Here is an 8,766-nt window from a genome sequence, read left to right on the forward strand (position 1 = left end):
TAGCCGCCCTCCCTTTCGGGGGTTGTAATCTGCGTGTTAAAAAGTGGGTCTGGCTCGGTAAAAGCAGCAAATGTGAGGGGCGGGGAGATAGCTTTTTCCTCCTGCCCAGAGTCCGGGAAATACCGCAGGTATTTCCCGGACTCTATGCCCACCGCACCCACTCGGATAAAAGCAATCCCCCCGCCTTCTTTCAGTTGTTGTCGCTCATTTATGTGTCGTGACCCTAGTGCTTCGTAAAAAACTTGTTCCCGTGTCAACGTTTCTGTGCTTTTATCTGTCCCGAAATTGAGCGCGGTGGAGGGTTTTATCATTGCCTGAGGGCTTCGAATCCGCATATGTACTGGGATAAGCGTGGCAGGCGGGTCGCGGCCGGTAAAAGATACGAGAGGGGCTTGACCGGCGAAGCCGGTCACGGGGTCCCCGGAGTGCTTTTACCGAGCCAGACCCGGGTGAAGGTATTTCACGTGGATATGGCAGCAAATTAAACAGAAAAATGCCCTCCCTGCTTTGGGCAGGGAGGGCAGCTTTGTGCTATTTGAATGAATTACGGGTTACTTTTCAACCTTATCTTTAACCGCATCAACGGCATCCTGAGCTTTGTCGGCAACGTCCTCGGCAACCTCTTTAGCCTTGTCCTGAGCGTCCTCGACAGCTTCTTTCGGGTCAAACTCGCTGACCTCGACGTCCTCCCAGTATTCTTCAGCCCAAGGGTCATCGACCGGCTGGGAACGGCGGTAAAGTAGATAGCCAATCCCGCCAGCCAAAGCCGCCAAAATCAGGAACAAGAAAGTCTTACGTCCCCTCTTCGGTGAAGACTTGCCAACCTTTTCCGCCAAAGCCTCACGTCCATTTGCAGAATGTTTCTTCAATTGCTTACTAGCCTCCTTAAAAGACTTCTCGGAATACTTCTTAGCATCTTGGAACTGATCCTTCATGCTATCAACCGCGCTCTCAACTGTGGGCATCAAGTCAGAGGCGACTTTTTCCTGTAAATCTTGAGCACCCTCAATCACGAACTCTTTACCCTGGTCGGCTAAATTACGTGCCTGTTTAACCAGCTTCTTGTATGGGCAGCATTTCTTCATAGTAGCTCCTTTAACTGGACTGAGCCGAGGCGCTCTCGCTTCGGTGATGCCAAATCGTACTATTCCAGTCTAGACGCTGAATGCAAACTTGGGGGAAGAATAAGCCAGGCGATTTCACTAGATTAGACTAAGAGAAGTATCGGAATTACCGCATTCATGAAAGGATAAAGGCTATGGAAGCAACAATTCACACTTCAAAAGGCGACATTAAAGTCGAACTATACCCAGATAAAACCCCGATTACCGTAAACAACTTCAAAGGTCTAGCCACCGGTGAGCGCGAATGGCAAAACCCTGCAACCGGACTAAAATCCAATGAACCCCTGTATGACGGCGTAATTTTCCACCGGGTAATCGAGGGATTCATGATTCAGACCGGTGACCCCCTGGGTACCGGCACTGGCGGCCCCGGTTACCGTTTCGGGGACGAAATTGTACCGGAACTAACCTTTGACGAACCCTACGTTTTGGGAATGGCAAACGCTGGTCCGGGTACTAACGGTTCCCAATTCTTTATCACCCAGGTACCAACCCAATGGCTAAATGGCAAACACACCGTGTTTGGAAAAGTTACCGACCAGGCCTCCCGTGACGTGGTAGACGCAATCGCAGCGGTAAGTACCGATGGACGCGACCGTCCTCTAGAGGACATTACCATCAAATCCATTGAAATCAGTGAATAGCTAAAACTATCCGTAACCACTGGCTTAAAGCCCAAATGAACAGGACAAATGGTTAAAACTGAAAACCGGTTTGACGTAATAAACATTCTGATTATTACCTGCGGGATTGTCTATGTGGCATCTTGGCTATTTCCCAGCCTGGTAGAACAATTTCTGTTCCACCCGGTACTGGGGTTATATCAGCCCTGGAGATTCCTCACCGCCGCGTTCCTCCATTCCGGAATAATCCACCTCGCCTCCAATATGGCGTTCCTGTATATCCTGGGGCAATTAGCCAAACAGGTTATGAGCTCGTTTCAAATCGTCCTAATCTACTTGCTCTCCGCCTGGGCAGGGTCATTAGGAATGGTGATTTGGACACTGCTAACCGGACAGCAAAATGCAGTAGTTGGAGCCTCCGGCGCAGTCATGGGACTATGCGCCGGAGTCTTCGTCTACACTCGAAACCTACACGGAATATCCACCTCACTAGGTGGATTGCTAATCATAAACCTGTTAATCGGTTTCGTAATCCCCAATGTCGCCTGGCAAGCCCACCTAATAGGCGCACTGGCAGGGGCAATCACCGGGTGGGCGCTACACCTGGTAGCAGTAGTTTCCGGCAGGATAGGACGCAAAAAACTAGGGCAAGCAATTCCCGATGTGGTAGACCGTAGGCGCGCCGCTAACGCGGTTAAACGCACCCAAATAATAGGGAACGCGCTAGTAACAGTGATACTGACCACCCTGCTGCTATTGAGTACCCTCGCCTGCTACCTATAGGAAGCGGCAGATACCTATCGCGCCTGTTTCGTCCTCAAAATAAAAGCAGCCTCCGCCGGTAGTGAAACCAGGCGAGCATCTAAGCCAAAAACACCATAATGGACATAGTGGAGAAAATACCACCCGAAAAATCCTCCCCTAAAGGTCAAGGAGAAATATGTTCGAACGCTTTACAGACCGGGCACGCCGCGTAGTCGTTTTGGCGCAAGAAGAAGCGCGAAATCTAGAGCACAACTATATCGGTACTGAACATATTTTGCTGGGGCTGATTCGCGAAGGCGAAGGCGTAGCCGCAAAAGCCCTGGAAATGGCGAACATTACCCTAGAGGGCGTGCGCGAACAGGTCGTCGAGATTATCGGCAAGGGCGAGAACGATTCCAAAGACCATATTCCTTTTACTCCCCGCGCTAAGAAAGTCTTAGAACTGTCAATGCGGGAAGCGCTACAGCTCGGGCATAACTATATCGGTACTGAACATATTTTGTTGGGGCTAATTCGTGAGGGCGAGGGGGTCGCCAACCAGGTACTCACCAACCTGGGGGTTGATTTGGGCAGTATCCGCCAAAACGTGATTCATCTGCTGTCTGGTTATCCCGGGTCGGCGCAAGATGCCTCTGGTGGAGAAACCGTAGGGGTTGGAACCGGTAGCCAAAAACCTCAAAAATCTGGCTCTGCAATCCTGGATCAGTTCGGGCGTAACCTTTCAGAGGCGGCACGGGAAAACAAACTAGACCCGGTGATTGGGCGCGTAAACGAGATGGAAAGGGTCATGCAGATTCTTTCGCGGCGCACCAAGAACAACCCGGTGCTAATCGGGGAACCCGGGGTGGGTAAAACCGCGGTAGTAGAGGGTCTTGCGCAAGCAATTGTGCGCGGTGATGTTCCCGAAACCCTGAAAGACAAGCATATTTATTCCCTGGATATGGGTTCTCTGATTGCGGGATCGCGTTACCGTGGCGATTTCGAGGAACGCCTGAAGAAAGTTCTGAAAGAAATCCGCACCCGTGGCGACATTATTCTATTCATCGACGAGATTCACACCCTGGTGGGGGCGGGAGCCGCCGAGGGTGCGATTGACGCAGCCTCCATCCTTAAACCCATGCTGGCGCGCGGTGAACTGCAGACCATTGGAGCTACCACTACCGAGGAATACCGCAAATATATTGAAAAAGATGCGGCCTTGGAACGGCGTTTCCAGCCGGTGCAGGTAGAACAGCCCAGCGTGGAGGACACGGTAAAGATTTTGACTGGTTTGCGTGACCGCTACGAGGCACACCACCGGGTAATCATTACCGATGATGCGATTAACGCGGCGGCAACTTTAGCTGACCGTTATATTTCCGACCGTTTCCTACCGGATAAAGCCATCGATTTGATTGACGAAGCGGGCGCGCGCCTGCGTATCCACCGCATGACTGCACCCCCCGAGATTAGGGAAATGGATGACAAAATCGATGAGGTGCGCCGCGATAAAGAGGCCGCAATTGATGCTCAAGATTTCGAGAAAGCTGCGAGTCTGCGCGATCAGGAAAAACAGCTCGGTGAAAAACGCGCCCAGCTGGAGGCCGACTGGAAGTCCGGGGAGGGCGACCGGATTGGCACTGTCGATGAGGACTCTATTGCGGAAATCCTGGCAATGTCCACCGGCATCCCGGTGTTTAAGCTGACCGAAAAGGAAAGCGCGAAACTGCTGCACATGGAAAATGAGCTGCATAAACGGGTTATCGGCCAAAACGAAGCGGTCAGCGCCCTATCGAAATCTATTCGCAGGACGCGCGCAGGGCTTAAAGACCCGAATCGTCCCGGCGGTTCCTTTATTTTCGCCGGTCCTACCGGGGTAGGTAAGACCGAGTTGGCGAAAGCCCTGGCAGAGTTCCTGTTCGGCGACGAGTCAGCGCTAATCCAACTGGATATGTCCGAGTTCGGGGAAAAGCATACTTCTTCGCGCCTATTCGGGGCTCCTCCTGGATATGTGGGTTATGACGAGGGCGGGCAGCTGACCGAAAAGGTGCGCCGCAAACCCTTCTCAGTGGTGCTCTTTGATGAAATCGAAAAAGCCCATGCCGATATTTTCAACACTCTCTTGCAGGTGCTAGAGGACGGGCGGCTGACCGATTCGCAGGGGCGGATGGTTGATTTCAAGAACACCGTAATCATCATGACTACTAACCTGGGTACTCGGGACATAAATAAAGGGGTACAAACCGGTTTCCAGGTCGATAACGACCAGTCCGGCTCCTATGAGAGAATGAAGAACCGGGTTAAAGAGGAACTAAAACAGCAGTTCCGCCCCGAATTTCTCAACCGCGTGGACGAAGTTATCGTATTCCCGCAACTGGGTATGGAAGAAATCCGCGAGATTGTGGATTTGATGATTGCTAAACTTCAAGAACGTACCCAAGAGCAAGATATGACCCTAAAGCTCACCGATGCTGCTCGCGAAGAACTAGCTACTCGCGGTTTCGATCCCGTGTTGGGGGCGCGTCCTTTGCGGCGCACTATCCAGCGCGACATCGAGGACGCCCTCAGCGAAAAGATTCTTTTTGGAGACATCGAGCCGGGTCAGGAAATCGTGGTTGATGTACGCGAGGGCGAGGACGGGGAAAAGGAGTTTACCTTTAACGGCAAGTAGCCGCACCCCTGTATGTTCCCACGTTAGCTGTCCCTGCCGATGTGAAGGAGGAAGTGAAATGACTGTAACTTTAGAGGATTTTCTAGCGCATCATCCGGTGGACAGAACTTTAGTTGATTCTCATAAGCAACGGATGATGGCGGAAGTTCGCGCCTATAAGCTGCGGGAACTGCGGGAAGTCTCCGGACTTACGCAGCAGCAACTGGCCGCGCGTATCGGGGTTTCACAACGGCAAGTTTCCAAGATTGAACGCGGAGATTTAGAAAGCACCAAAGTCGGCACTCTTAGGGGTTATCTGGAGGCCGTGGGGGGAGGGCTCGCGGTAGAGTTCGTCCGCGGTGACGCCCGTATCCGCGTCGCCTAGAAAGATATCTGGCACGGTTTTTTCCTACCGGATTCTGCTGGTACGAGCCAAAACTAGCTTCGCGGTCTGCGCTACCTATAATCTCGCTATAATGTGAAGTTAGGAGTTTAAGGAGGGCGCGTGAGTGTAGTTGCACACCCAAAAGCCGAAGCCACAGGGCTGGCGGCTGATTCTACCGAAACCTGCGCCGCGTCCTCAGCGGCCGAAACCTCTTTATCCCCGCAACCATTCCTTGAAAATTTGGGAAAGTATTCCCAGGTAAACCCGATATTATTCTTAGATGTAGACGGTCCGTTAAATCTTTGGGGTAGGGCGGGTCGGCGTATCCTTAACCCCCTGTTGCGCGCCCGTCTGGTTCACCTGAAAGAAGACGGTTCCCTCAACGTTAAACTGGTATTTTCGCGTCTCCTGGGAGCAAGACTGCGTGGACTGGCGAAACATTATGAAATTTGCTGGGCTACTTCTTGGAATCAGTGGGCAAATCAGTATCTATCCCCGCTGTTGGGTATTCCTCAGGATTTACCTTGGCTTAATTGCCCGAACGGCGATCCGCGTTCTAAATTTTCCGAGGTTATTACCTCGGCTCAAACCAGCAGTTTTGCCTGGGTAGATGATTTCTTGACCGAGGAGGTGGCGGAGGCTGTCCAGGAAAAGTTACATCCTGCCCAAAGCGCGCTTCTAATTTCCCCGCATATTATGTGCGGTATCGATCACGAAGTTGCTCACCTGCTAAAATGGTTTTCAAAGATGCAGGAAACTGGATGTGAACCTGGCAGACGTGAGGTTCGCAAAGCAGCAGCTATCCTCACTTCTCGGCGAGTGGCTGCTTGGCTGGTCACGCCGGGTATGGTGACCTGTTTAAGTTCGCGAAAGGGGCGAAGCTAGGTGTCTAAGCTAACCATAGATGAGGTGGTCAAGTGCTGCCTTGAGCTAGCTGACCAGTTGGCATCGGAGCTTGCCGATTCACGTTTGACCGGGCTGCGCAGTGGAATCGAGCAGGCTCGAGAAGCATTCAAGGCGGCAGATTTACCTCGCTGGCAAGCAAAAAGACTGGTAGATACGGTGGCGTTGGCGGGAATGCTTTGCGGTAAAGGTGAGCTTGCTGAAGAGGCTTTCGGTTTATGGATGAAAGCCGGGCAGTCCATTTCCCAAAATCCTGCATCTCTAGTTTTGGAGGCTTTGCCTGATGTAGGAAAACAGGTCTACACAGAACCGAAGAGGGCGGGGGAAGCTCAACCAGTACCACAGCCCGCCCTCAAGCCTGAGCCACTATCAGCGCAGGTAGCGACACCTACGCATCCTCAAACAGTAGCTGCCGCGCCGCTATCCCCAGTGCCGACGCAACCAACAGCGCCGATAGCACCACAGACGGCGGCGGAGCCACCTGCCAGCTATTCTCCTATAGGCTCTATTGCACAGGACGTAACCCACGCGAAGCGGGGAAATAGCGCTGAGGGATTACCTGCTGAGGGCGTTCAGGTCGCCCCGCCGGTTCAAAGCCCGCAAAATAACTCGGAACGCTCACCTGAAGATGCAGGTGAGAACCAAATCTCTGGAATGGGTTTAGCTGCCATGGTTTCAGCGGCTTATGCTGCCGCCAATGATTCACCTACCCCTGCCAGCTCAGCTGCTCCCAGCTGGCGCACCCCCAGCAGTGAATTATCTTGGATTCCGGTGTTAAACGGAAGTGACAACCCGCTATCGACAGCAGAGAATCAGCAGGTAACAGCCGTTCAATCGGGGGCATTATCGCCGGAAGCCAGTCCTGAAACCAATCCTGTTGCCAAGAATGCTTCCAGTCGAGAGTTTCCTGCCCGCCGTTCCCTAGCTAACCGGCTTTCTCAGCCCGATATGCAAGAGGGCAACAAACCCGCTATGCGTCCGGCACCTCCTCCGCCCCAAAACTCACTGGCGAGTTCACCCCCAGAAACTGTCGCCCCCATGAAGCCGGCAGTTACCTCCCCGTTACCAGCTAACTCGTCCTCCCTAAAAATGCCGCTAACCCCGCAAATACCGGCAAATAACCCAAAGCTTGCCGAGATTGGTACCAACTCGGTAGCCACGCCCAATAACCTGAGCCTTCCCGCCTCGGCACTTGCCACGCCTAGCCCACAAACAGCTGTTCCCGCAGCCCCTAATCCGCTGCCAGCTGCGCCTATCCCTAGTGAGCAAAACTTATCCAAACCGGTTGATAAAACTAGAACCCCTGCAAGCTCGCCAATCCCACCCAGCTATCTGGCTCCGGCAACTTTGCTCGAAGCTATTGTCCCTAACGCTCCTGCCAGCGCGCTCCCCGAAGATTTAGGTTTCGATCCGGAACTAGAGGTAGATTTCGACGAGCTAACTTCCCAATCCCCGCCATCACCCGCAGCTGTGAAAGAAATCGACGCGGCAACGCCCGCGAAGGAGATTTCCGCACCCCCGATTAAACGTTCTGCTTTTGCAGAGGTCGAGGACGAAATGCCGGAATCTTTAACGCGCCACCAGCCCCCGCTGACGCTATCATCACCGGCAGGTTCTGATTTACGAAAACCGGCTCAAAGCGCACTCACCCCTTCACGGGTGAGCCTATCGGCACCTGCAAAACAGCGAGAGATACTAGCTGAGGCTGACCGGCAGCCTTCAACCAAATTAATTACGATTCGCGTGCGCGGATATTTCGATTACAGGCCACGTTTTACCCGCCCCAAAAAGAGCCTGGACGAGCCGGCTGTTGCTGGCTCTAGCGCCTCCTTTGCAAAAAGTATTATTAGCGCAGAAGGTCCGATGCCACTCGCATTTTTGGCGCGTCGGCTGTGCCAAAAGTACCGGATTGAATATAACGACCAACGCCCAGATGAAGCTAGTCGCTGTCTATCTTCCGATTTGAAACTGGTATCCGAGCCGGGAATGCGGACAGTCTGGCCGGCGGAAGTGAATCCGGATGAGTGGAATATCGCCCTGCAATCCCCGATTGGTTTGCCACGTAAACTAGGCTCGCTCACCTTAACCGAGGTGGTAAATGCGTTGCGCTGGCAGATTTCTCGCACCAATAGCATGGAGCGGGAAGAAACTATTCGCTTAGCCTTTGAGCTGCTCTACGGAGTTTCACCCCTAACTGAGGAGGTGCTGGCGTTGGCGGATCGGGCTATCTCTTATGGGATTGGCAAGAATCTATTGGCAGCCGGAAATGGTAGCCTCTGGTTGCCCTAGCTGACAAGTTGGGCGGGGTGACCGGAAACTTTCGTTTCCGGTCACCCC

The 8,766-nt window shown here is 53.0% G+C and carries 7 protein-coding genes; 6 read left to right on the forward strand and 1 reads right to left on the reverse strand.

Annotation, left to right across the window (positions count from 1 at the left end; genetic code table 11):
* Positions 1 to 551: 551 nt before the first annotated feature.
* Complete coding sequence (locus tag PG728_RS04530; protein ID WP_270626058.1) at positions 552 to 1,085, reverse strand: hypothetical protein; 534 nt, start codon at positions 1,083 to 1,085, stop codon at positions 552 to 554.
* A 173-nt stretch (positions 1,086 to 1,258) separates the two neighbouring features.
* On the opposite strand from PG728_RS04530, the gene PG728_RS04535 reads away from it, so the two are divergent.
* The 6 genes from PG728_RS04535 to PG728_RS04560 all read left to right on the forward strand — a co-directional run bounded on the left by PG728_RS04535 (position 1,259) and on the right by PG728_RS04560 (position 8,718).
* Entirely contained in the window at positions 1,259 to 1,768 is a 510-nt protein-coding gene (locus tag PG728_RS04535) for a peptidylprolyl isomerase (protein WP_270626059.1), read from the forward strand.
* Positions 1,769 to 1,816: 48 nt separating this feature from the next.
* Entirely contained in the window at positions 1,817 to 2,530 is a 714-nt protein-coding gene (locus PG728_RS04540; protein WP_270626060.1) for a rhomboid family intramembrane serine protease, read from the forward strand.
* Positions 2,531 to 2,687: 157 nt separating this feature from the next.
* Entirely contained in the window at positions 2,688 to 5,162 is a 2,475-nt protein-coding gene (locus tag PG728_RS04545) for an ATP-dependent Clp protease ATP-binding subunit (RefSeq protein ID WP_072510510.1), read from the forward strand.
* Positions 5,163 to 5,220: 58 nt separating this feature from the next.
* Positions 5,221 to 5,526 (forward strand): helix-turn-helix transcriptional regulator, encoded by a 306-nt coding sequence (locus tag PG728_RS04550; RefSeq protein WP_270626061.1) that lies wholly within the window; start codon positions 5,221 to 5,223, stop codon positions 5,524 to 5,526.
* A gap of 120 nt (positions 5,527 to 5,646) precedes the next feature.
* Positions 5,647 to 6,411, forward strand: a complete 765-nt coding sequence (locus tag PG728_RS04555) for an HAD domain-containing protein (RefSeq protein ID WP_270626062.1) — start codon at positions 5,647 to 5,649, stop codon at positions 6,409 to 6,411.
* On the forward strand, positions 6,412 to 8,718 hold the full coding sequence (locus PG728_RS04560) for a hypothetical protein (RefSeq protein WP_270626063.1): 2,307 nt from the start codon (positions 6,412 to 6,414) through the stop codon (positions 8,716 to 8,718).
* The last annotated feature ends 48 nt before the right edge of the window (positions 8,719 to 8,766 follow it).

The sequence above is a fragment of the Varibaculum timonense genome (assembly GCF_027694345.1).
In the GTDB taxonomy this organism is placed as follows: Bacteria; Actinomycetota; Actinomycetes; order Actinomycetales; family Actinomycetaceae; genus Varibaculum; species Varibaculum timonense_A.

Excerpts from the sequence above, each read along its gene's own strand:
- PG728_RS04530 (WP_270626058.1), bottom strand. The coding sequence starts at position 1,085 with ATGAAGAAATGCTGCCCATACAAGAAGCTGGTTAAACAGGCACGTAAT.
- PG728_RS04535 (WP_270626059.1), top strand. The coding sequence starts at position 1,259 with ATGGAAGCAACAATTCACACTTCAAAAGGCGACATTAAAGTCGAACTA.
- PG728_RS04540 (WP_270626060.1), top strand. The coding sequence starts at position 1,817 with ATGGTTAAAACTGAAAACCGGTTTGACGTAATAAACATTCTGATTATT.
- PG728_RS04545 (WP_072510510.1), top strand. The coding sequence starts at position 2,688 with ATGTTCGAACGCTTTACAGACCGGGCACGCCGCGTAGTCGTTTTGGCG.
- PG728_RS04550 (WP_270626061.1), top strand. The coding sequence starts at position 5,221 with ATGACTGTAACTTTAGAGGATTTTCTAGCGCATCATCCGGTGGACAGA.